The 21,528-nt window shown below is 71.3% G+C and carries 19 protein-coding genes; 11 read left to right on the top strand and 8 right to left on the bottom strand.

What is annotated here, in order from left to right:
• Nucleotides 1-6: 6 nt before the first annotated feature.
• A complete protein-coding gene (locus tag J2X49_RS04160) occupies nt 7-876 on the top strand; it encodes a sugar phosphate isomerase/epimerase (protein WP_310122911.1) in 870 nt (289 codons plus the stop codon).
• 27 nt (nt 877-903) lie between these two features.
• Here the strand turns inward: J2X49_RS04160 and J2X49_RS04155 are convergent, their stop codons facing one another.
• The 4 genes from J2X49_RS04155 to J2X49_RS04140 all read right to left on the bottom strand — a co-directional run bounded on the left by J2X49_RS04155 (nt 904) and on the right by J2X49_RS04140 (nt 6,355).
• Nucleotides 904-2,913: an alpha/beta fold hydrolase gene (locus J2X49_RS04155; RefSeq protein WP_310122909.1), complete on the bottom strand. Its 2,010-nt coding sequence runs from the start codon at nt 2,911-2,913 to the stop codon at nt 904-906.
• A 189-nt stretch (nt 2,914-3,102) separates the two neighbouring features.
• A complete protein-coding gene (locus J2X49_RS04150; RefSeq protein ID WP_310122905.1) occupies nt 3,103-4,581 on the bottom strand; it encodes an SLC13 family permease in 1,479 nt (492 codons plus the stop codon).
• A complete protein-coding gene (locus J2X49_RS04145) occupies nt 4,578-5,483 on the bottom strand; it encodes a phosphogluconate dehydrogenase C-terminal domain-containing protein (RefSeq protein ID WP_225792620.1) in 906 nt (301 codons plus the stop codon). The genes J2X49_RS04150 and J2X49_RS04145 overlap by 4 nt, the downstream gene beginning before the upstream one ends.
• 62 nt (nt 5,484-5,545) lie before the next feature.
• The gene (locus tag J2X49_RS04140; protein WP_310122899.1) at nt 5,546-6,355 is read right to left on the bottom strand and encodes a sugar phosphate isomerase/epimerase; all 810 of its coding nucleotides are present in this window, start codon (nt 6,353-6,355) and stop codon (nt 5,546-5,548) included.
• 135 nt (nt 6,356-6,490) lie between these two features.
• Between J2X49_RS04140 and J2X49_RS04135 the strand changes: the two genes are divergently transcribed.
• The 4 genes from J2X49_RS04135 to J2X49_RS04120 all read left to right on the top strand — a co-directional run bounded on the left by J2X49_RS04135 (nt 6,491) and on the right by J2X49_RS04120 (nt 10,755).
• On the top strand, nt 6,491-7,213 hold the full coding sequence (locus J2X49_RS04135) for an FCD domain-containing protein (RefSeq protein WP_310122896.1): 723 nt from the start codon (nt 6,491-6,493) through the stop codon (nt 7,211-7,213).
• Between the two features lie 64 nt (nt 7,214-7,277).
• Complete coding sequence (locus J2X49_RS04130; protein ID WP_310122894.1) at nt 7,278-8,984, top strand: circularly permuted type 2 ATP-grasp protein; 1,707 nt, start codon at nt 7,278-7,280, stop codon at nt 8,982-8,984.
• Entirely contained in the window at nt 8,984-9,913 is a 930-nt protein-coding gene (locus J2X49_RS04125) for an alpha-E domain-containing protein (RefSeq protein ID WP_128189099.1), read from the top strand. The genes J2X49_RS04130 and J2X49_RS04125 overlap by 1 nt, the downstream gene beginning before the upstream one ends.
• Nucleotides 9,910-10,755 carry a transglutaminase family protein gene (locus J2X49_RS04120; protein ID WP_128189063.1) on the top strand — a complete coding sequence of 282 codons (846 nt, stop codon included), beginning with the start codon at nt 9,910-9,912 and terminating at the stop codon, nt 10,753-10,755. The genes J2X49_RS04125 and J2X49_RS04120 overlap by 4 nt, the downstream gene beginning before the upstream one ends.
• A gap of 33 nt (nt 10,756-10,788) precedes the next feature.
• Here J2X49_RS04120 and J2X49_RS04115 read toward each other — a convergent pair whose 3' ends face one another.
• Nucleotides 10,789-12,486 (bottom strand): DUF222 domain-containing protein, encoded by a 1,698-nt coding sequence (locus tag J2X49_RS04115; RefSeq protein ID WP_310123941.1) that lies wholly within the window; start codon nt 12,484-12,486, stop codon nt 10,789-10,791.
• A 133-nt stretch (nt 12,487-12,619) separates the two neighbouring features.
• Here J2X49_RS04115 and J2X49_RS04110 point away from each other — a divergent pair, with 133 nt between their 5' ends.
• Nucleotides 12,620-12,907 carry a DUF2277 domain-containing protein gene (locus J2X49_RS04110; protein ID WP_310122889.1) on the top strand — a complete coding sequence of 96 codons (288 nt, stop codon included), beginning with the start codon at nt 12,620-12,622 and terminating at the stop codon, nt 12,905-12,907.
• A gap of 202 nt (nt 12,908-13,109) precedes the next feature.
• Here the strand turns inward: J2X49_RS04110 and J2X49_RS04105 are convergent, their stop codons facing one another.
• From J2X49_RS04105 to J2X49_RS04095, 3 genes are all read right to left on the bottom strand, one after another.
• Nucleotides 13,110-14,093: a Gfo/Idh/MocA family oxidoreductase gene (locus J2X49_RS04105; RefSeq protein ID WP_310122886.1), complete on the bottom strand. Its 984-nt coding sequence runs from the start codon at nt 14,091-14,093 to the stop codon at nt 13,110-13,112.
• Nucleotides 14,094-14,119: 26 nt separating this feature from the next.
• Entirely contained in the window at nt 14,120-14,647 is a 528-nt protein-coding gene (locus J2X49_RS04100) for a hypothetical protein (RefSeq protein WP_310122882.1), read from the bottom strand.
• A 296-nt stretch (nt 14,648-14,943) separates the two neighbouring features.
• Nucleotides 14,944-15,486 (bottom strand): hypothetical protein, encoded by a 543-nt coding sequence (locus J2X49_RS04095; protein ID WP_310122880.1) that lies wholly within the window; start codon nt 15,484-15,486, stop codon nt 14,944-14,946.
• A gap of 161 nt (nt 15,487-15,647) precedes the next feature.
• Between J2X49_RS04095 and J2X49_RS04090 the strand changes: the two genes are divergently transcribed.
• The 5 genes from J2X49_RS04090 to J2X49_RS04070 all read left to right on the top strand — a co-directional run bounded on the left by J2X49_RS04090 (nt 15,648) and on the right by J2X49_RS04070 (nt 21,528).
• Nucleotides 15,648-17,009 carry a Gfo/Idh/MocA family oxidoreductase gene (locus J2X49_RS04090; RefSeq protein ID WP_310122877.1) on the top strand — a complete coding sequence of 454 codons (1,362 nt, stop codon included), beginning with the start codon at nt 15,648-15,650 and terminating at the stop codon, nt 17,007-17,009.
• A 93-nt stretch (nt 17,010-17,102) separates the two neighbouring features.
• Nucleotides 17,103-17,657 (top strand): TRAP transporter small permease, encoded by a 555-nt coding sequence (locus J2X49_RS04085; protein WP_246993003.1) that lies wholly within the window; start codon nt 17,103-17,105, stop codon nt 17,655-17,657.
• A 3-nt stretch (nt 17,658-17,660) separates the two neighbouring features.
• The gene (locus tag J2X49_RS04080; RefSeq protein ID WP_246993007.1) at nt 17,661-18,983 is read left to right on the top strand and encodes a TRAP transporter large permease; all 1,323 of its coding nucleotides are present in this window, start codon (nt 17,661-17,663) and stop codon (nt 18,981-18,983) included.
• A 35-nt stretch (nt 18,984-19,018) separates the two neighbouring features.
• Nucleotides 19,019-20,038: a TRAP transporter substrate-binding protein gene (locus J2X49_RS04075; protein WP_310122869.1), complete on the top strand. Its 1,020-nt coding sequence runs from the start codon at nt 19,019-19,021 to the stop codon at nt 20,036-20,038.
• Between the two features lie 146 nt (nt 20,039-20,184).
• On the top strand, nt 20,185-21,528 hold the full coding sequence (locus tag J2X49_RS04070) for an NAD(P)H-dependent oxidoreductase (RefSeq protein WP_128190218.1): 1,344 nt from the start codon (nt 20,185-20,187) through the stop codon (nt 21,526-21,528).

The following is a 21,528-nucleotide window of genomic DNA, read 5'->3' as shown; positions in this document are numbered from 1 at the left end:
CACCACATGCAGATCGGCGTCCACGGCCTCGTCTTCACCGGCGAATTCGACGAGGCAGGCCTCCGGGCCGCCATCGCCGGCACCCAGCAGGCGGGCTTCGACCTGCTCGAGCTGCCGCTCATGGATCCGTACGCCTTCGACGGGGCGCTCGTCGGCCGCATGGTCGACGACCACGGCATCGCGATGACGGCGAGCCTCGGGCTCGACGCGGCACACGACCTCTCCAGCGAGGACGCGGCGGTGAGCCGCAAGGGCGAGAGCCTGCTCGAGCGGGCGATCGACGTCGTCGCCGAGGCGGGCGGCGAGCACCTGTGCGGCGTCATCTACTCGGCGATGCAGAAGTACATGGTGCCGCCGACCGAGGCGGGCCGGGCTGCCTCGGCAGCCGCGCTCGCGCGGCTCGGCGACAGGGCGCAGGCGGCGGGCGTCACGCTGTCGCTCGAGATCGTGAACCGCTACGAGACCAACATCGCGAATACCGCGCGCGGAGGGCTGCGGTTCCTCGAGCAGGTCGGCCACGACGACGTGCACCTGCACCTCGACACGTACCACATGAACATCGAGGAGTCGGGGATGCTCGAGCCGGTGCTCGACGCCGGCGACCGGCTGCGCTACGTGCACATCGGCGAGAGCCACCGCGGCTACCTCGGCACCGGCTCGGTCGACTTCGGCTCGTTCTTCCGCGGCCTCGCGCGGGTCGGCTACGACGGCCCCGTCGTCTTCGAGTCGTTCTCGAGCGCCGTGGTCTCCGAGTCGCTGTCGAACACGCTCGGCATCTGGCGCAACCTCTGGGACGACTCCGCCGACCTCGCAGCCCACGCCAACCGATTCATCCGCGACCAGCTGCGGGCGGTGGAGACGATCGCGCTGCACTGACGCCGGGCGCGCTGCCCGGCGACGCCACTACCAGGGCAGCGCGTCGGGCAGCGGCTCCCCGCCGAGCACGTGCTGGTCGCAGAAGCCGAGCACCGCGCGGTTCCACGTCACCGCGTTCGACGGGCGCAGCACCCAGTGGTTCTCGTCGGTCAGCTGCAGGAAGCGGTGCGGCATCGTCGCGGGGCTGCCCGGCCACGCCGAGACGAGGTCCCACCACATGCGCATGGCCTCGCTCACCGGCACGCGGTAGTCGCGGTTGCCGTGCGTGAGCAGCATCGGGGTCGCGATGGCGGATGCGCTGTGGTGCGGCGAGTAGTCGCGGTACCACTCGGGCAGCAGGTCGGGATGGCCGTGCACGCGCACCTTCTGCGCGGCCGCGTCGGTCGTCGCGTGCTGCTGGTCGAGCGCCCAGAGCCCCGCGTGCGTGACGATCGCGTCGAAGCGGTCGGAGTGCCCGGCGATCCAGTTGGTCATGTAGCCGCCGAAGGATGCGCCGAGCAGCGCCGTGCGCGAGCCGTCGAGCGTGCGCCGCTCGAGCACGTGGTCGAGCAACCGCTCGCACTCCCGCCACACCACGTCGGCGAGGCGCGGCCAGCCGCGGTTGAGCCCCTCGTTGCCGTAGCCGGTCGACATCGCCGGGTCGGGCAGCAGCACGGCGTAGCCGCGCGCGACTGCGAGCCACGGGTTCCAGCGCCAGCTCCACGCGTTGTAGGAGCCGTGCGGGCCGCCGTGGATCCACAGCATCACCGGCGCCGGCGCCTTCGCGCTCGCGCCCTTCGGCGTGCACAGCCAGCCGCCGACGGTCACCCCGTCGACGTCGGTCTCGACCCACTCGAGCCGGCCGGGCAGCGCGCCGATCCGGCCGGGGGCCTCGATGGAGGTCGTCTTGCCGCGCCCGCGCACGGGGATCCGCACGGGTGCTGCGGGGCTCGCGATGTCGGTGCGCACGGCGAAGACCGAGCGGCCGTCCGCGGCCGGGGCGAGCCCGGCGTGCGGGGCGTCGTCGACGAGCGTCCGCACCCGGCCCGTCGACGTATCCACCGCCAGCACGGCGCCCCGCGAGTGCAGGTCGCCCGCGAGCAGCAGGGTCGAGGCGTCCGCCCAGGCGTACTCGGTGACCGAGACGTCGCCGACGTCGACGAGCACCGGCTCGCCGCCGCCGAGCGGGTGGATCTCGAGGAAGTCGTACGTCGTGTCGGTGGGGGTCGAGGTGGTGAGGCGGGTGACGGCGAGCGCCGCCCCGTCGGGCGAGAAGCGCGGCCGCGCCCACTGGTGCGCGGCGGTCGCGCGCAGCAGCACGCGGCGGCGGCGCGCCCGCACGTCGACGACCGCGATCGCCGAGCGCGTCTCGCCGCCGGTGACGCGGGTGGTCCAGGTGGTGGCGACGCGCTCGCCGTCGGGCGAGAGGTCTGCGGATGCGTTGAGCAGGTTGAGCGTGTCGGCACCGGGCGTGAGCTCGCGCACATCGCCGTCGGGCGAGACGAGCACGAGCCTCGGGCTCACGTCGGAGACCTCGTGGTCCCAGTAGCGGATGGGCATGCCGGTGTGCCAGATGGCGGTGCGCTTCGCCTGCTTGCGGGCCTTGCGTCGCTCGGCGTCGTCGGCGAGCGTGCCGCCCGCGAGCACCTCGGTGGTGGCGAGCATGGTGCCGTCGTCGGCGACCGCGACGAGGCTCAGGCCACCGGGGGCGGATGCGACGACGTGCGCCTCGCCGTGCTCGGGCAGGCGCCAGATGGCGGCGACGTCCTCGTCGGCGGTGCCGGTCGGGTCGGGCCGGGCGGAGGAGAAGAGGAGCGAGCCGTCGGGCGCGAAGCGCGGGGCGCTCTCGCCCTTCTCCGACCACGTCAGCCGCTGCGCCGCGCGCTCGCCGGTCGGGTCGAGCTCCCAGAGCGAGGGCACCATGCGCGAACCGTGCTCGTCGGCCTGCTGGATGACCGCCACGAGCCGTCCGCTCGGCGAGGCCGCGAGCCCTGCGTGGCGGGGCAGCCGCAGCAGGCCCTCGATGTCGGTGAAGTCGTCGAATCGCTCGTCAGCCATGCCCCGACGCTACCGGTTCGGAATTCCCAACCCCGTGCATCCGTCGGTCGACCGGCTCTGTGCGGGCCCGACCGGACCATCCGGTCCGAGGCGCACCTGGCCGGTCGACGAACGGCATCGCGCATGCCGAAGGGCCCCGACGCGCGAGCGGATGCTCGCGAGCCGGGGCCCGGGGATGCGGTGGGAGCGCTACGCGATCGCCGACGCCAGCAGCCAGGCGACCGAGACGATCGCCATGCCGAGGAAGCCGACCACGGTGCACATGAACGTCCACGTCTTCAGGCCGCCGGCGACCGAGAGGCCGATGAACTTCGTGGCGATCCAGAAGCCGGAGTCGTTGATGTGCGACAGCGACACCGAGCCCATCGCGATGGCGAGGATGATGAGCGCGACCTGGAGCTCGCTGTAGCCGCCGGCCGCGACCGTCGACTGCACGAGGCCCGCGGCGGTGAGCGTCGCGACCGTGCCGGAGCCCTGCGCCACCTTGAAGATGAGCGCGAGGATGAAGGCGAGGAAGATGATCGGCACGCCGGCGTCGACGAGCATGCCGGAGACCGCGTCGCCGATGCCCGACTCGGTGAGCACGCGGGCGAACACGCCGCCCGCGCCGGTGACGAAGACGACGATCGCGGCGGGCGCGAGCGCCGAGTCCATGATGTCGCTCATGTCCTGCTTGCCCCAGCCGTGCCGCACGCCCAGCAGGTACATCGCGAGCACGCACGCGACGAGCAGCGCGAGCGCCGGCGCGCCGATGAAGGCGAGCACGTTGGCGACGGGCGTCTCCGGCTCGACGATCAGCTTGCCGACCGTGCCGATGGCGATCATGACGATCGGCAGCAGGATGAGCGCGACGACCGCGCCGGCGCTCGGCGTCGTGATCGTGCGCTCGCGCACGGCGGTCGTGGTCGAGGTGCCGGTGACGGGGTCCGTCGCGGTGAGCGTGGCCCTGCCGGAGCCGGCGCCGCCGTCGACCTCGCGGTCGCCCGAGCCGAGGTTCGCGGCGCCCGCGTCGGCGTACTTCTCGGCGATCTCGGGCGACATCTCCCACGAGCCGCGCGCCATGATGCGCTTCGAGAGCCACCAGATGACGAAGCCCATGGGGATCGCCAGCAGGATGCCGAGGATCGTGACGAGACCCATGACATCCGGGTTCAGCAGGGTCGTCGAGCCGACGATGCCCGGGTGCGGCGGCACGGCGTTGTGGATGAACACCATGAAGACGGCCACGGGCGCGCCGAGCGCGATCGGGCTCTTGTGGCCGGATGCCTTGGCGAAGCTGAAGATGATCGGCACCAGGATGATGAAGGCGACGTCGAAGAAGATCGGGATCGCGACGAGGCCGGAGGCGATGAGGAGCGCAGGTCCCAGGCGGTCCTTACCGAGGACCTTCGCGGCCTTGCGCGCGATGATCTCGGCGCCGCCGGTCTTCTCGATGATGCCGCCGAGCATGGCGCCGAGGCCCACGAGCAGCGCCACGTTGCCGAGCGTCGTGCCCATGCCGGCGATGACGGTCGGGATGACCTCCTGGATGGCGATGCCCGCGGCGAGCGCGGTGAGCACCGACACGGCCAGCAGCGCCAGGTACGCCGGCCACTTCAGCTTCATGACCAGGAACAGCAGCAGCGCGATGGCGACGACGGCCACCGCGATCAGGTAGATGGGGCTCATCGGGTCCTCTCGATCTTCTCGATCTTCAGCATCTTGGTGAGCACCCGGTCGAGGTCCTCGTCGTCCCAGATGCGCTTCCAGTCATCGTTGATGATGGCCTCGCGGCCGTAGTCCATGGCCAGGTGGCAGGCCTCGGAGAAGGGGTTCGACCCGCGCAGCGCGTTGGTGAGCGCGATGCCGATGTGGCCGAAGAAGATCGCCTTGACGGCGTCCTCGGGGATGCCGACCTCGTGGATGGCGTGGTCCATCGAGTCCTTCAGGAACTGCCCGATCATGCACGCGGTCGTCTCGACGAGGGTCGGCTCGAGCTGCGCGAGCTGCTTCGTGGTCACCCAGTGCACGTCGATGACGGGCGCGTAGATGGCCCGCACGACCTGCTCGGTGCGCTGCCGGGCCGCCTCGTCGTCGCCCTCGAACGAGGCGACGACGTCCTGGTCGGCCGCGATGCCGCCGAAGGTGTCGGCGTACTGCTCGACCGTGGTGCGCTCGAGGAACACCGACGGGTGGCACGGGTGCGCGCACGCCTGGTGCACGTCGTCGCGCTGCGCGAGGAGGCCCGCGTAGGCCGCGGCCGGGTCGAGCGTGAGCAGCACGGCGCCCGCCTGCATCATCGGCACGACCTGCTCCGAGACCTTGCCGAGCACGACGTCCGGCACCGCGAGGATCACGACGTCGGCGCCGGGGACGGCCTCGTCGACGGTCGAGACCGTGCGGCCGAGCGCCTCGATGCGCTCCTTGCCGGCGTCGGACGCCTCGCAGTAGTGGATGGTCGCGCCGGTCAGGTCGAGGTTGTTCGACACGCGCATGCCCATCTTGCCCGCGGCGCCGATGACGGCGACGGTCAGCGACGGGTCGAGGTCGACCTGCTTGCCCGTGAGGGGGTTCAGTTCGCTGGGACTCACGATGCTCCTTCTTCTCGGTTCTCGGTGTTCGGTGATCGGTCTGGGGTGGCGGATGCCGTGGGTCACGGCCGGGGGTCGGCGGCGGCCGCGCGCAGCGCGGCGAGGGTCGCGGCCGTCCACTCGCGCTCGAGCGCGACGGTCGCGGCGGAGTCGCCCTGCCACGGCAGCCAGTGCTCGACGATGGCGGCGGGGGAGCGGCCGGCGTCGGCGAGCGCGCGCAGCTCGTGGTCGAGGTCGAGCTGGCCGTCGCCCATGCGGGCGCCGGAGAGCGTGAAGCCGACCCAGCCCTCCTGGCGGGCGAAGGCGAAGTCCTTCACGTGCAGGTCGAGCGCGTGCGGCGCGGCCGCGTCGATGACGTCGGCGGGCCGCTCGAGCGCGGCGATGCAGTTGGCCGGGTCGAGGGTGATGCCGACGAGCGGCGATCCGACCGCCTCGACGGCGGCGACGAGCACGCTCGTCGGGATCTGCTCGTACGTCTCGAGCGCGAGCGCGATGCCCGACTCCTCGAGCCGGGGGAGGGAGCGTCGCAGGAGCTCGGCGACGTGCTCGGCGCCCTGCTCGGCGTCGGGCCGCTGCACCATCGAGCGCAGCACGTGCGCGTCGAGGGCGGCGGCGATGCCGAGGAAGCGGGCGAGGTGGTCGGGGTCGATGCCGCGCGTGCCGAGCTGCAGCCGCACGCCCAGGTGGTCGGCGCTCGCGCAGAGCGCGTCGAGCTCGTCGGCGGTGCACTGCTCGATGCGCGGGTCGTCGCAGATCTCGAAGACGTCGCAGCCGAGCTCGGCGGCCCGCTCGAGCATGTCGGCGATGGAGAGCGGATTCGGGTGGTCGTGCCACTCCCAGAACAGGGCGTAGGAGCCGATCCCGATGTCCATGTCGCAAACCTCGTCGTGTGCTGTGCCGTCGCCCCGCGCAGCCGCTGCGGCGAGGTCGTCGTCACGGTAGCGCGGATGCCGCAACCGCGCAACCGGTTGACCAATTCTTGTCGGGACGCGGGGTACGCTCATCCCGTGTCCGACGCATCCCTCCTCGACGCGCTGCGCCGCTCGACGACCGCCACCACCTCGGTGAGCGGCTCGGTCGCCCAGCAGCTGCTGAAGCTGCTGCTCGGCGACAGCATGCGTGCCGGCGACCGGCTGCCCTCGGAGCGCAAGCTCACCGAGGCGCTCGGGGTCGGCCGCTCGGCGGTGCGGGAGGCGATCGCCGCGCTCGAGGTGCTGGGCGTCGTCGAGACCCGCGCGGGCTCGGGCACCTACCTGCGGTCGGCGACGTCGGAGCTGCTGCCGCAGACGCTCTCGTGGTCGATGCTCGTCGACCAGGAGCAGATGGAGGATGTCGCCTTCGTGCGCGCCGCGCTCGAGCGCGCCGCCGCCGAGCGCGCGGCGCAGGTCGTGACGCCGAAGGACGCCGAGCGGCTGCGGGCGCTCGTGCAGGCGCAGCGCGATGCCGACCTCGAGGGCTACGTCGAGCAGGACATCGCGTTCCACCGGCACCTCGCCGCCATGGCGGGCAACGCCATCCTCAGCGACCTGCTCTCGACGGCGCGCTCGCTGCTGCGCGTCTGGTTCGAGCATGCGGTCGACGATCCGCGCGACGTCGAGACGGCGATCCGCGAGCACGCGGCGATCGCCGACGCGATCATCGCCGGCGACAGCGCCGCCGCGCAGGCCGCGATGGCCGAGCACATGGCCACCGCGACCGCGCGCATCCTGCGCGTCGCAGGCGACCGCTGACCACGCGCCCGTCGGGGGACGGCGCTGAGCGAGCCCGAAACACAGCGCCACTAGGCTCGCGGGCATGGGCGACCTCTTCGACGACTACGACAAGCCCTTCGCGAATCCGCGGAAGCGCGAGGGGACGGCGTGGGATGAGATGTTCGAGAGCAAGGGCGAGGCGCGCGGCCCCTACAAGCCGCTGTACGACGCGCTGAGCGAGCTCACCAAGGACGACCTCCGGGCCCGCGCCGACGCGCTCGCCACCTCCTACCTCGCGCAGGGCGTGACCTTCGACTTCGCGGGCGAGGAGCGGCCGTTCCCGCTCGACGCCATCCCGCGCATCATCACCGCCGAGGACTGGCGCCACGTCGAGTCGGGCGTGCAGCAGCGGGTGCGGGCGCTCGAGGCGTTCCTGGCCGACATGTACGGCCCGCAGCGCGCCGTCGAGGACGGCATCATCCCCGCGAAGCTCATCAGCACCTCCACCCACTTCCACCGCCAGGCGGCCGGCATCACGGGCGCCAACGGCGTGCGCATCCACGTGTCGGGCATCGACCTGATCCGCGACCAGGACGGCGAGTGGCGCGTGCTCGAGGACAACGTGCGCGTGCCCTCGGGCGTGAGCTACGTCATCTCGAACCGCCGCGTCATCGCGCAGACGCTGCCCGAGATGTTCTCGTCGATGCGGGTGCGCCCCGTCGGCGACTACTGCGACAAGCTGCTGCACGCGCTGCGCGCGGCCGCGCCGGCGGGCGTCGACGACCCGCGCGTCGTGGTGCTGACGCCCGGCGTCTACAACTCCGCATACTTCGAGCACACGCTGCTCGCGCGGCTCATGGGTGTCGAGCTCGTGGAGGGCCGCGACCTGTTCACGAGCGGCGGCCGCGTCTACATGCGCACCACCGAGGGCCCGGCGCGCGTCGACGTCATCTACCGCCGCGTCGACGACGACTACCTCGACCCGCTGCAGTTCCGCGCCGACTCCATGCTCGGCAGCCCCGGCCTCATGCTCGCCGCGCGGCTCGGCAACGTCACGATCGCGAACGCGGTCGGCAACGGCATCGCCGACGACAAGCTCGTCTACACCTACGTGCCCGAGCTCATCCGCTACTACCTGTCGGAGGAGCCCATCCTCAAGAACGTCGACACGTGGCGGCTCGAGGATCCGGGCGCGCTCGAGGAGGTCATCGACCGCCTGCACGAGCTGGTCGTGAAGCCCGTCGACGGCTCGGGCGGCAAGGGCCTCGTCGTCGGCCCCGACGCGACGCAGGAGGAGCTCGAGGCGCTCAAGCAGCGGCTGCTCGACGATCCGCGCGGCTGGATCGCGCAGCCGGTCGTGCAGCTGTCGACGATCCCGACGCTCGTCGAGGACGGCATGCGCCCCCGCCACGTCGACCTGCGCCCCTTCGCCGTGAACGACGGGAAGGATGTGTGGGTGCTGCCGGGCGGCCTCACCCGCGTCGCGCTCCCCGAGGGCCAGCTCGTCGTCAACTCCTCCCAGGGCGGAGGCTCGAAGGACACCTGGGTGCTCGCCGGCGCTCGCGAGCAGCTGCCGCAGATCGACCACGATGCCGAGTTCGGCGCGAGCGGCGAGCCGCTCACGCGCCCGATCAGCATCGTCGGCGGCCACGAGCACCCGCAGGACCAGAGCCCGCAGGACGCCCCCCGCGGCCGTGCCGGCCAGGAGGAGCAGCAGCAGCAGGCGCTCGACCCCGCCGGTCGAGGAGCCGCCGCGGGCGGCGTCTCGAGACCATCCCGCACCGAGCAGACAGGAGGTGAGCGCTCATGATGCTCAGCCGCATCGCCGAGAGCCTGTTCTGGATCGGCCGCTACATCGAGCGCGCCGACGGCACCGCACGCATCCTCGACGTCTACCTGCAGCTCCTCCTCGAGGACGTCGCGGTCGACGAGGACACCGCGTGCCGCGCGCTGCTCGGCGTCATGGGCCACGACGCGCCGCCGGACCGCAAGCTCACCCGCGTCGACGTCGTCAACACGCTCGCGACCGACCGCACGCAGCCCGCGTCGATCGCCTACTCGGTGAACGCGGCGCGCGAGAACGCCCGCCGAGCGCGCGAGATCATCTCGACCGAGCTGTGGGAGGTGCTGAACGCCACCTACGCGAACATGCCGCGCCGCGTGAACCCCGAGCAGGTGCACGTCATGTTCGGCTGGGTGCGCGAGCGCGCGGCGCTCGCGGGCGGCATGGCCGACTCGACCGCGAGCCGCGACGACGCGTGGAGCTTCTTCACGCTCGGCCGCTTCATCGAGCGGGCCGACATGGTCGCCCGACTGCTCGCGACCCGGGCGCTGACCGAGGCATCCGGCCCCTCGTGGACGACCATCCTCCGCTCGGTCGGCGCGTACGAGGCGTACCTGCGCACCTACCGCGGCGTGCCCTCGAGCACGAACGCGGCCGAGTTCCTGCTGCTCGACCGGCTCTTCCCGCGCTCGATCCTCTTCTCGGTGCGCGGCGCCGAGGAGTGCCTGCAGGACATCGAGCCGCGGCAGGACCGCATCGGCTACGTCGACCAGGCCCAGCGGATGCTCGGGCAGATCCGCGCGGAGCTCGAGTTCACGCCCATCCAGGAGATCATCGAGAACCTGCCGACCGTGATGGACAAGGTGCAGACCACGACGACCGCCGTCTCGCACGCGGTGCGGGAGCGCTACTTCCCGACCCACAACATGCCCGCCTGGACGAGGGAGGCATCGTGAGCCGCATCCGCATCCGCCACACCACCGGCTACCGCTACGAGCAGCCGGCCGTCGCCTCGTACAACGAGTCGCGCATGCTGCCGTCGACGAGCGACGGCCAGTTCGTCATCTACTCGAACCTCGACATCCGTCCCAACACTTCGATCAACACGTACGAGGACTACTGGGGCACGAAGGTCGTCTCGTTCGACGTGCTCGCGCCGCACACCGAGCTGCAGCTGACGGCGACGAGCCTCGTCGAGGTGCGCCCGCGCCTCACCGGCGGCCACGACCTGTCGTGGGAGCAGCTCGAGAAGGTCGCCTCGCGCGCCACGCAGCACGTCGAGCAGCTCGGGCAGACGGTGCGCACGCGCCCGACCGACGACCTCGTGCGGGCGTCGCAGGAGATCAAGGATGCGTCCTCGTCGCCGGGCGCCGCCGCGTCGGCCATCGCGCGCATGGTCGGCGAGGAGATGGAGTACATGTCGGGCGTGACGCACGTGCACACGCTCGCCTCGGAGGCGTGGACGAACCGCAAGGGCGTCTGCCAGGACATCGCGCACATCACGATCGGTGCGCTGCGGGCGGTCGGCATCCCGGCGCGCTACGTGTCGGGCTACCTGCACCCGCGGCCGAACGCGCAGATCGGCGAGACGATCCGCGGCGAGTCGCACGCATGGGTCGAGTGGTTCACCGGCGAGTGGAACGCGTGGGACCCGACGAACCTCATCGACATCGGCGAGCGGCACGTGAAGGTCGGCCTCGGCCGCGACTACAACGACGTGCCCCCGCTGCGCGGCGTCTACGCCGGAGCCGGCAAGTCGCAGCTCTTCGTGAGCGTGGAGATCACGAAGGAGAGCTGACCGGCGGAACTCTGCCCGGCGGAGCGCTGCCCGTCAGGTGCGCATCACGATGTGCGCCGGCGGGCGGAGGTCGAACGCCGGCAGGCGCGGCCCAGCCGGTCGCGCTCGGGCCATGCCGCGCAGGCGTGCTTCGACGGATGCGCGGGGGCGCCGCGGCGGGCGGACCATCGGCACCGGGGGTGACGGAGGCATTGCGGGCGCGAGGTCCGAGCCGGCGGTGAGGCTATGGCTCATGGCCGCGTCGGCCGCGATCCTGACGGCCGCGGCGCTCGCCGCGGCGTGAGCGGCCGTCGCGACTCGCGCGGCTCCTGCAGCGCTCGTGGTGCGCCGCGCCCGGGCAAAGCGGCTCGCGGCGCGCAGCTCGGCGACGACGCGCCAGTCGCCCGGCCGGTCGCTCGCGGCGACGACCCGGAGGCGGCCGGCGTGCACCTCGTGGTGGCAGTGGCTGCACAGCAGCACGCCGTTGTCGATGTCGGTCGCGCCGCCCTGCTCCCACCACATGACGTGGTGCGCCTCCGTCCAGGCGACGGGCATCCCGCAGCTTGGGGTGATGCAGCCCTTGTCGCGCTTGGCGAGCGCGGCCCTCTGCGCGCGGCTGAACAGGCGGTCGGCGCGGCCGAGCGCGAGCGGGTGCCCTCGCTCGTCGAGCACAACCTTCTGCACGAGCGCATCGCACAGCAGTCGGTCGACCGTCTCGAGCGGCACGAGGTCGCCGGTGTGCTCGATGGTGAGGGTGCGATCGGCGTGCGGGGCGCCGTGCAGGTACGCCGCGTACGCGTCGATCGTGCCGGTGAGCACGAGGGTCGGCGGCTCCCCGCCCGCGACCGGGGCGCCGCCGGAGGAGGCGTGCGCCTGCACGAGCGCGACGAGCACGTCGTGCCGCTTCTGCTCGGGCGTGCGGTCGTCGACGGGCTCCTCGGTCGGCGAACCGGTGGCAGCACTGAGGGCATCGAGGGTGCCGTCGTCGACGTCGCCATCCGGCCCCGCCCCGCTGTCTCGGAACGCGACCCGCACTCGTGGCGACGTGTACGCATCCAGCAGCGCCTTGAGGGCGGACCCCGCCTCGGGCGGGCAGAGCATCTGCAGGTGCCACATGCCGTCGGGCTGCTGCCGCAGGCGCAGGCTGCGCAGGGCCCGCTGCCGCTCGGCGCTCGGGAGCACGCCGTCGGGATCGAGCACCGCGACGTAGGCGCGTGCCTGCGTGACGAGCAGCTCGGGACCGAGCGGCCACTCGGGGTCGGTCGCTGCCGTCACGAGCTGCTGCTCGGCCCAGGCGAGCTGGTCGAGGTCGGCGCGGGGCGCCGCGGGCTCGAGCTGCTGCACGATGGCTCGCGCCTGGGCGAGCGAGATGGCGGCGGCGTCGAGCGCCTGCGCCACGCGCGGGTAGCGCGCGGCGATGTCGGCGCCCGAGACGCCCACGGCGGGGCTCGTCGCCGCGGCGAGCGCGAGCATCGCCTGCGCGTCGCCCACGCGGATGCCGAACGCCGACGCCACGACCTCCTTGGCGCTGCGCTGCCCGAGCCGCCGGCACAGCGACTCGTCGACGGAGCCCCGGGAGCGCTCGGCGATCTCGCCGGCCAGGCGCACGCGCTGCGCGTCGACGATGCGAGAGAGCTCGGCCGTGCGCGCGAGGAGCTCGACGACCTCGGCGTCGGAGGCGCGCGCGAGGTCGGTGGCGCCGGTGAGCATGGCGTGCGCGGACTGCACCGCTGCCTCCGCCTGCTCGATCATCGTCACCCTCGACCCCTTCGTCGCCACCAAGGTAGAGGGGGCCACTGACATCGGAGGCGGCCTGTGCACGGGGCGCCTCGGGACCGTCGACGACCCCTGGCGAGTGCCTCCGCGGCTCGCCTACCCTGGCCGCATGTGCAGGAACATCACCGAGCTGCGCGGCCTCGAGCCGGCCGCGAACGACGACGAGGTCGAGGCGGCCGCGCGCCAGTACGTGCGCAAGGTGTCGGGCATCACGCATCCGACCGAGCGCACGCGCGAGGCGTTCGAGCGGGCGGTCGCCGAGGTCGCCCACATCACGCGGCACCTGCTCGACGACCTGCCCGAGCGGCGCCAGCCGCCGAAGACGGTGCCGCCGCTGCGCCGCCCCGAGGTGCGGGCGCGCATCGCCGAGCGGGAGGCGGCTGCGGCCGCGAGCTGACGCTCCGCCGCTGGTCGATCACCCGCTGGTCGAGGAGCGCCCATCCGCGAGGGCCGAGGCACCCCCCCCGCTGGTCGAGGAGCGCTCGGCCGGAGGCCGAGTGCGTCTCGAGACCACCCCGTCGCCAGGCCGGGGCTGCTCCCGACGCCCGGGACGGGCGTCGGCGCTGGCGTCGCCGCGGAGGTCCGAAAGGACCTCCGCTCTAGGCTCCAGCGCGCATCTGGCGCAGGATCTCGTCCATCACCCGCATGATCGCGACCGACTCGTCGAGCGGCATGAGCTCGCTCTCGAGCTTGCCCGAGGCGATGCAGAGCTCGACCTCGGCAGCCTGGAACTGCATGCCGCGCCCCAGCATGTCGGGCTCGAAGGCCTCGGCGATCGCGGCGTGGTCGGATGCGTGGCGGCGCGCGTAGCGGGTCCAGGTGTAGAACGCGGGGTCGAGCTCGATGACGCCGTCGGTGCCCGAGATCGTGGCGCGGTTGGAGCCGAGCGTCTCCATCGAGAACGTCACGGTCGAGATGCCGCCGCCGGCGTGCTCGAGGATGGCGGCGCCCCGGTGGTCGACGCCCGCGGCGTCGACGACGCCCGACGCCTGGATGCGCGTCACCGGTCCGAGCACGGCGTGCGCGAGCGAGACGCAGTAGACGCCGAGGTCGAGCAGCGCCCCGCCGCCGAGCGACGGCTCGATGAGGCGGCTGCCGGGGGAGAGGTCGAGCATCTGCGAGTGGTCGGCGTTCACCGCGACGACGTCGCCGAGGTCGCCTGCCGCGATGCGCTCGCGCACGGCGACCATGGTCGGCAGGAAGCGCGTCCACATCGCCTCCATCACGAAGACGCCCTTCGCGCGCGCCGCGTCGACGATCGCCTGGGCGTCGTCGCCCGTGGTGGTGATCGCCTTCTCGATGAGCAGGTGCTTGCCGCCCTCGATCGCGAGCAGCGCGTGCTCGCGGTGGTGCGAGTGCGGGGTGGCGATGTAGATGACGTCGACGTCGGGGTCGGCGACGAGCGCCTCGTAGGAGGCGTGCACGTTGGGGATGCCGTGCTCGGCCGCGAAGGCTGCGGCGCGCTCGCCGTTGCGGCTGCCGACGGCGACGAGGCGGTGGCCGCCGGTCGCGAGGTCGCGTGCGAAGGCGTCGGCGATGCGGCCGGGCCCGAGGATGCCCCAGCCGGGGGAGGTGGTCGTCATGTCGCGACTCTACGGGCGCGCCGCGCTCAACCGCACCCCGCCCCTGACGGGTTCGCCATGCAGTCGCCGTTCGTCAGCACCGTGTCGACCTCGAAGACCTTCACGTCGACGGCCGGCGCCTCGACCGGCAGCGTGCCCGGCACCGCGAACCAGCCGCCGCCCGCGTCGACCTCGGCGGTGAAGACGACGGTGACGGATGCGCGCACGTCATCCGTCGTCGCGTACGCATGGCTCGTGGCCGTCTCGGTCCACGACTCCTCGGGTCCGCGCCAGGCGGCGCCCGACGCCTCGGTCTCCTCGACGGAGCCGTCGCCGTAGTCGAAGATGTAGGAGGAGGGCGTCCAGCGCACCCGGATGGGCACGTCGAAGAGCTCACCGTCCATCGTGTGCGCCTCGGCCGTCGCGTAGAAGTTCGTCGGCGTGCCGACGACGCCCCACCCGTCGGGCTCGACGACGAGCTCGCCGACCAGCGGCCGGAACGCGGCGAGGTCGCTGATCGTGATCGGATCGGCCGTGGCCGCGAGGTCTTCCGGGTCTGGTGCGACGGTAGGCATAGTGCACACCGTGGCGTCCTCGTTCATGTCGAGGCACAACTCGTAAAGTCGCTGCAGTTCAGCCTGCAGTGCCTCGAGTGCCGCTTCGTACGCTGCCTGATCCTCCTCAGACCAGCTTCCGGAGCCAGGATTGCTCGCACCCGAGCCGATCCCTGGCTGGGCCGCGCTTCCTCCAACTTCGAGCGAGTCGCCGATGATCTCGGCGCAGAGTCCCTGCGCCTCCATAGTGTCCGTGCACGGGGCATCGGGTTCAGGAGGAGGCGCAACTCCCGCAGCAAAAAGCAGGGCCACAAGCGCTAGGACTCGCACGGTGACGCCTCGTCCGGTCCAATCGACTCATAGCTCGAGACCAGAACGTCAGCACCGTGTCGTTCTAGGCCAAGTCGCCAGTCGGTGAACGGATCAGTCGTTCGCTCCGCGGCCTCTCCGGTAGTTATGTCGATGATCTCGGCGTCCGTTGCATCAAGGCACAGGAGAGCGTACGCAGTGGTCTCTGTTGCGCCCGGCTCAAGCTCGATCGATGCCATGGAAGGCGGCACCGTCTGCTGGAACCCAGCGTCGAGCGTGCTTTGGACGTCCGCCGATGCAACTTCCGCAGCCGCGGGAGTAGCGACTCCATTTAGGACTTCGGCGTCGGCCTCTCTTGCGTCAAACATCGCCTGCACGGCGCTCGCGTACGCTCCATACGCGTCCGTGGCGTCCTCCACCGTGATGACGCTCGGCTCCACCGTCGGCGCCGCCGCCGGCGTCGTCGCGACCGGTTCCGGCGGCGAGCAGCCGACGAGAGCGAGCGCTGCGACCGCTGCGAGCGCGAGACCTGATCCGAGCCTGGCGAGCATGCGGGCAGGTTACGCGAACGGCCGCACCGAGGGTCCGCGCTCTCCACAGCGGCGACGCGCCGCACCCACCCAGCCGTGCTTGACGCATCCGCCCCTCACGTTCTACTGTCAACAGTCGGACACGCGCATCGTCCGAGCGATCCACTGCAAAGGAGCAGTCCATGAACCTGTACTCGTTGCTGCAGCGCCGCGCCGAGAGCGCGGGGCCCATCCGGGTCGGCGTCATCGGCGCCGGCAAGTTCGCCTCGATGTTCCTCACGCAGGCCTCGGTCACGCCGGAGTTCCACGTCGTCGGCGTCGCCGACATCAACGTGCCGAAGGCCAAGGACGCGCTCGCGCGCACCGGCTGGAGCGCCGACCGCTACGCCGCCACGAGCCTCGGTGAGGCCGCGCGCACCGGCCTCACCGCCGTCATCGACGACTCGATGGCGCTCATCAAGCACCCGTCCGTCGAGGTCATCCTCGAGATCACCGGCAACCCGATCGTCGGCACCGACCACGCGGTCGCCGCGATCGACAACGGCAAGCACGTGATCATGGTCAACGTCGAGGCCGACTGCATGGTCGGCCCGCTGCTGCAGCGCCGCGCCGCGGCCGCCGGCGTCGTCTACTCGATGGCCTACGGCGACCAGCCCGCCCTCATCAGCGAGCTCGTCGACTGGTGCCGCACGGTCGGCTTCGACGTCGTCGCGGCGGGCAAGGGCACGAAGTACCTGCCCGAGTACCACTACTCCACGCCCGACACCGTGTGGGACCACTACGGCTTCACCGACGAGCAGCTCTCGTCGGGCGACTTCAACCCCAAGATGTTCAACTCGTTCCTCGACGGCACGAAGTCGGCGATCGAGATGGCGGCCGTCGCCAACGGCACGGGCCTCACGCCCCAGCTCGAGGGCCTGCACTTCCCGCCGGCCGGCGTCGACGACCTGCCGCACATCTTCCGCCCGCGCGAGATCGGCGGCCAGCTCGACCAGCGCGGCACCGTCGAGATCGCGTCGAGCCTGCACCGCGACGGCACCGAGGTCGAGCGCGACCTGCGCTGGGGCGTCTACGTGACCTTCGAGGCGAAGACCGACTACGCCGTGCAGTGCTTCGCCGAGTACGGCGTCAAGACCGACGAGACGGGACGCTACGGCTCGCTCTACCGGCCGTACCACATGATCGGCCTCGAGCTCGGGGTCTCGATCGCGAGCGCCGTGCTGCGCGGCGAGGCCACCGGCGCCCCCACGGGCTTCCGCGGCGACGTCGTGACCACGGCCAAGCGCGACCTCAAGGCCGGCGAGACGCTCGACGGCGAGGGCGGCTTCACCGTCTTCGGCAAGCTGCGCCCCGCGAGCTTCTCGCTCGAGCACCGCGCGCTGCCGCTCGGCCTCGCGCACGGCGCCAAGCTCATCCGCGACGTGCCCAAGGACCGCTCGGTCACGTGGGACGACGTCGACGCGGATGCGTCGCTCGCGGCCGTGCGGTTCCGTCGCGAGCTCGAGGACGAGTTCCGCAGCGAGCACGCGGTCACGATTCGATAACCGTCGCGTTCTACTGTTGACAGTAGAACGCAGAGGGGGTTCACTCTTCCTCAGCAGCACTGTCGCCGCCCACTTCGCAAAGGAGCGAAACTCATGCCCCGACTGATCGAGAAGATCATGGGGACGCTCGACACGATCGTCCAATGGCTCTGCGTGGCCTTCCTGGCGGTCATCACCGTCGCCGTCACCTGGCAGGTCATCTCCCGCTACGTCACCCGCGACTCCGCCTCGTGGACCACCGAGGTGGCCGCGCTGTCGTTCGTGTGGCTGTCGATGCTCGCGATCTCGCTCGGCGTGCGCCAGGGCCGGCACATGGTGCTCGACATCTGGGAGTACGCGCCGAAGCACCGCTGGCTGCGCGTCACGATCACCACGATCGCGAGCGCCCTCGTGCTCTTCACGCTCGGTGTGCTCGTCTTCTACGGCATCGACGCGCTCCCGAGCGCGCTCCGCCGCAACATGCCCGGCATCGACCTGCCCTTCGGCTACATCTCGCTCGCCGTGCCCGTGGGCGCCGGCATCTCGGCGCTCTTCGCGATCGAGGCCTGGTGGAAGCTCGTCCGCAACCCCGACCCCGACGTCGACCCGCTCCCGTCGAAGGTGCTGTTCCAGTCCGATGAGGACGTGCTCGTGAAGGGTGAGGTGTAACCCATGGGTCCTCTGCTGCTCGGCAACTTCGTGGGAGCGATGCTCCTGCGCGTCCCCATCGGCTTCGCGCTCGCGCTGGCCTCGATCATCACCCTCTGGCTCGTCACCGACACCCCGCTGACGATCGGCGCCCAGCGCATCGTCGCCGGCATCACGCCGTTCGCGCTGCTCGCCATCCCGCTGTTCATCCTCGCCGGCGGCATCATGAACGCCGGCGGCATCACGAAGCGCCTGCTGAGCCTCGCCGACTCGATCGTCGGCGGGATGCGCGGCGGGCTCGCGCAGACGAACGTGCTGTCGGCGCTGTTCTTCGGCGGCATCTCGGGGTCGGCCGTCGCCGACATCTCGAGCCTCGGCCGCATCCTCATCCCCGCGATGAAGGCGCGCAACTACCGCGCCGCCTACGCGGCCGCCGTCACCGCCGCGGCGCCGATCGTCGCGCCGATCATGCCGCCGTCGATCACGATGATCGTCTACGGCGTGGTCTCGGGCACCTCGATCGGCGCGCTCTTCTTCGCCGGCATCATCCCCGCGATCCTCTACATCGCGATGCTGATGGTCGCCGTGCACCTGACGGTGCGCAAGCAGGGCTTCACCGACGAGATGATCGCCAACACGACCAACCTCGAGATGATCGGCAAGACGCCGAAGGAGGAGCGGCCGAAGTTCTGGCCGTCGCTCGTCGGCTCGCTGCCGGCGCTGCTGCTGCCGCTCATCATCCTCGCGGGCATCCGCTTCGGCTGGTTCACCGCCACCGAGGCCGCTGCGGTCGCCGTGGTCTACGCGCTCCTCGTCGGGCTGTTCGTCTACCGCGAGCTGACGTGGAAGAAGCTCGTCACGGCCTTCGCCGAGTCGGGCCTCATGGTCGGCCTCATCATGCTCGTGCTGGCCGCCGCGCAGCTCTACTCGTGGGCGCTCACCTCGGGCGGCGTGCCGCAGGCGGCGGCGGAGGCGATCTTCGGCTTCACCGACAACCTCGTGGTGCTGCTCATCCTCGTCAACATCATGCTGCTCATCGCCGGCATGTTCATCGAGGCGAACGCGGCGCTCATCATCATCACGCCGATCCTGCTGCCGGTCATGACGTCGCTCGGCGTCGACCCGGTGCACCTGGGCATCATCATCGTCGTCAACCTCGGCATCGGCCTCATCACGCCGCCCGTGGGCATCGCGCTGATGCTGTCGGCCGAGATCTCGAAGGTGAAGTTCATCTCGGCGATCCGCGCCTCGTGGCCGTTCCTGCTCGTCGGCCTGATCTACATGCTCCTCATCACCTACATCCCGCAGATCTCGCTCTGGCTGCCGTCCGTGCTGCTCGGCGAGTGATCGCACCCACCAGAACCACCAAGGAAGGAAGCACCATGCGCACCACCAAGCTCCTCGCGGGCGTCGGCATCGTCGCCCTCGCTCTCGCAGGCTGCTCGACCGGCGGGGCCGCCCCGACCGAGTCGGGCGACGCAGGCACCGGCGACTCGGGCGAGACGTACACGCTCGTCCTCGGCCACGCCGGCTCGACCACCGACCCGCGCCAGTGGGCTGCCGAGCAGTTCGCCGAGCGGATCGAGGAGGCGACCGACGGTCGCGTCACCGTCGAGGTCCACTCCGACTCCACCCTCGGCACGTGGGAGGAGATGATCGACGGCCTGCAGATCGACAGCGTCGACATCGTCATCGAGTCGATGCTCTCGGTCGAGGCATACACCGACCTCGCCTCCGTCGAGACCGCACCGTTCCTCTACGAGGACGAGGAGCAGTTCTTCGAGGTCTGGGGCGGCGACCTGGGCGACGAGATCCAGACGGCCGTCACCGACGCCTCCGGCTACGCGCTGCTCGGCAACATGTACCGCGGCCCGCGCGAGCTCACCACCAAGGAGCCCGTGACGCAGCTGAGCGACGTGTCGGGCCTCACGATCCGCACGCCCTCCGCGCAGACGATGCTCGACACCTGGAACGCCCTGGGCGCCCGCGCTGAGGCGCTCGCGTTCAACGAGGTCTACTCGGCGCTCGAGTCGGGCGTGCTCGACGGCCAGGAGAACCCGCTCGACGCGATCCTCTTCAACTCGATCCACGAGGTCGCTCCGCACATCGCCGAGACGCACCACATGTTCGCCAACTACCACTTCATCATGTGGGACGAGGCACTCCAGGGCTACCCGGAGGACATCCGCGAGGCGATCATCGAGGTCGCTGACGAGGTCGGCGAGGAGTACACCGACAACACCGTCACGAACATGGCCGACTACCGCGAGCAGCTCGAGGAGGCCGGCGCCGAGTTCCACGAGGTGACCGACCGCGAGGCATGGGTCGAGGCGACGCAGCCCGTCGTCGAGGGCCTGCCCGACCAGGTGCAGACCTGGGTCTCGCAGATCCGCGAGATGTGATCCACGGCGGGGCCCCGTCCGCGGGGCCCCGCCACCCCACCCCACGCATCCACCACCCGTCGCACCGAGCACCCAGGCGGTGCGACACCACCTGCGACACCACCCCCGGCGCCCCCGCGCATCCGACATCTCAGGAGAGAGACACCATGAACCTGCACGAGCTGCTCAAGGAGCGCGAAGCAGAGGGCCAGCCGATCCGCGTCGGCCTGATCGGCTCCGGCCGGTTCGGCACGATGTACCTCTCGCAGGCCCGCAACATCCCCGGCGTGCGCGTGCTCGCGATCGCCGACATCAACACCGCCCGCGCCCGCGAGTCGCTCGCCCGCGTCGGCTGGCCCGAGGGCGACATCGTCGACTCGGTCGACGACCTCACCGACGGCAAGACCGCCGTCATCGCCGACGCGATGGACCTCTTCCGCACCGACATCGACGTGATCGTCGAGGCGACCGGCAACCCGATCGTCGGCATCAAGCACGCCCTCGCAGCCATCGACAGCGGCAAGCACGTGATGATGGTCACCGTCGAGGCCGACGCGCTCGCCGGCCCCGCGCTCGCGAAGCGCGCGAAGGAGGCGGGCGTCGTCTACTCGATGGCGTTCGGCGACCAGCCCGCGCTCATCTGGGAGCTCGTCGACTGGGCCCGCACCTCGGGCTTCGACGTCGTCTGCGCCGGCAAGGGCGCCAAGTACCTGCCCGGCTACAACCAGATGAACCCCGACAACGTGTGGGACCACTGGGAGTTCTCGGACGAGCTGAAGCAGTCGGGCCAGCTCAACCCCTACATGCACACCTCGTTCCGCGACGGCACGAAGGCCGCGATCGAGATGGCCGCGGTCGCCAACGCCGCAGCGCTCGTGCCGAGCGACGAGGGCCTCAGCTTCACGCCCGGCAACCTCGAGGAGATCGCCACGGTCTGCCGCCCGAAGGACGTCGGCGGCGTGCTCTCCCACGAGGGCACGGTCGACGTGATGTCGAGCTACACCCGCGAGGGCGACTGGATCCCCCACAACACCCAGGAGGGCGTGTTCGTGGTCGTCAAGGCGACGAACGACTACGTCTCGGGCTGCTTCCAGGAGTACCCGTGGCACCCCGACCCCACCGGCCAGTACGCCGCGCTCTACCGCCCGTACCACTACGTCGGCCTCGAGCTCAACGTCTCGATCGCCAACGCGGTGCTGCGCGGCATCGCGACCGGCACGGCCGTGGGCTTCACGGCGGATGTCGTGGCGACGGCGAAGAAGGATCTCGCGGCGGGCGACACGCTCGACGGCGAGGGCGGCTTCGCGGTCTACGGCAAGCTCGTCTCGGCCCGCACCTCGGTCGCCGAGGGCTACCTGCCGGTCGCGCTCGCCCACCACGTGCCCCTCAAGCGCGACATCGCCGCTGGCGAGAGCGTGCGCTGGGACGACGTCGAGATCGACGACTCGCTCGCGCAGGCCATCGAGCTGCGCCGCGAGACCGAGGCGCTCGCGGCCGCCTCGGCGCTGTGA

Source organism: Agrococcus sp. BE272 (assembly GCF_031457935.1).
Classification (GTDB): domain Bacteria; phylum Actinomycetota; class Actinomycetes; order Actinomycetales; family Microbacteriaceae; genus Agrococcus; species Agrococcus sediminis.
The sequence above is the reverse complement of the archived record's forward strand: the minus strand, read 5'-3'. Positions and strand labels throughout refer to the sequence as shown.